We start from the raw sequence: 1,094 nt of genomic DNA on the forward strand, positions 1-1,094 counted from the left end.
GATAGTCAACTTTATCTCGGTCTTCCTACCTTCAATACAACAACAAATTACGGCGAGAATATTGGGCTTCGGTGGTCGAGGGCACCTTACCCTTTTGTTGCCGCCTTACGAAGGTTCACTTTCATTTAGGTGACCGATTTGGCTAGAGCTTCCTTCAGATCCCGCATTGGCTCTCTATAACCGTGTTTCCCTGTTGGGTAGCTATGGAAAGTTTCTTTCGGCACCCTTGCTTTCGCCTACTTTTTCCCTTCTCACAGGGCAAAGGCTGGACTTTCACCAGCTAGCTGACTATCATGCCAGTCACACCTCCACCTTCGCTATCGCTCAGACTCCGACAAAACAACCGGCCCTACGGCTATCGCGGACTAAAAATCTTCACTTCGCTAAAGGGTAGTGGGTTAAATCTGTTATTAGGCATGAATATCTCGTCCAAATTCGACTTTATTAATTAACAGCCCAATGACAATATCGTGCATTTGTTCTATTTTTGAAAAACAGATTGTTCGACGAGTTAAACGTTTAATCCATGTTCTAAAATTTAAGTTTTTTCGTTCAATTTTTTGGGTGTTTTGTTTACCTATTTCATGCTCATTTGCATCTAAGTTTCGTTCATAAGCTCCCCAGTCATCTGTATAACACCTGCTTATTTTAAAAGGAGTCAGTAAGGCTTTTAGCTTTTTGAAAACATCGTCTTTACGCTTGCCAAATACATAAGCAATGACTGTATTAGTCGCATGATCAACAGCATGCCATAACCAGCGCTGATTCGACTTTTTACCTACAAATGACCACTGCTCATCTATCTCAGCTTCTTCGCAAACAATCTCCAGCCGGACGTCTAAAGGTGTTTCTGCTTTTTGAGATAGAAAAATAGGGTTTACCTGTACAAGGCTTTCTTCTTTGCTTTTTAGGATGCTGATGACTGTATTTTTATTGATTTTCAGAACCCGTGCTGTGTCTCGAATACCACTGCTATTAATAGCCATTTCGACGACTTTTTCTTTGATACCAGGCACAGATGCATTATAGCGATAATCCAGCATAAATGTTTGAGTTGGACAGGCACTATTTTTGCAACGATATCGCTGTATATC

At 41.1% G+C, this 1,094-nt stretch carries 1 protein-coding gene; it reads right to left on the reverse strand.

Translation table 11 applies throughout. The features are described 5' to 3' along the window. Positions 1–410 precede the first annotated feature (410 nt). The coding region (locus CRYPD_RS07710) for an IS1 family transposase (RefSeq protein ID WP_138146987.1) at positions 411–1,094 on the reverse strand (684 nt) is incomplete at its 5' end.

The organism is Bathymodiolus heckerae thiotrophic gill symbiont, assembly GCF_900180345.1.
Lineage (GTDB): Bacteria > Pseudomonadota > Gammaproteobacteria > PS1 > Pseudothioglobaceae > Thiodubiliella.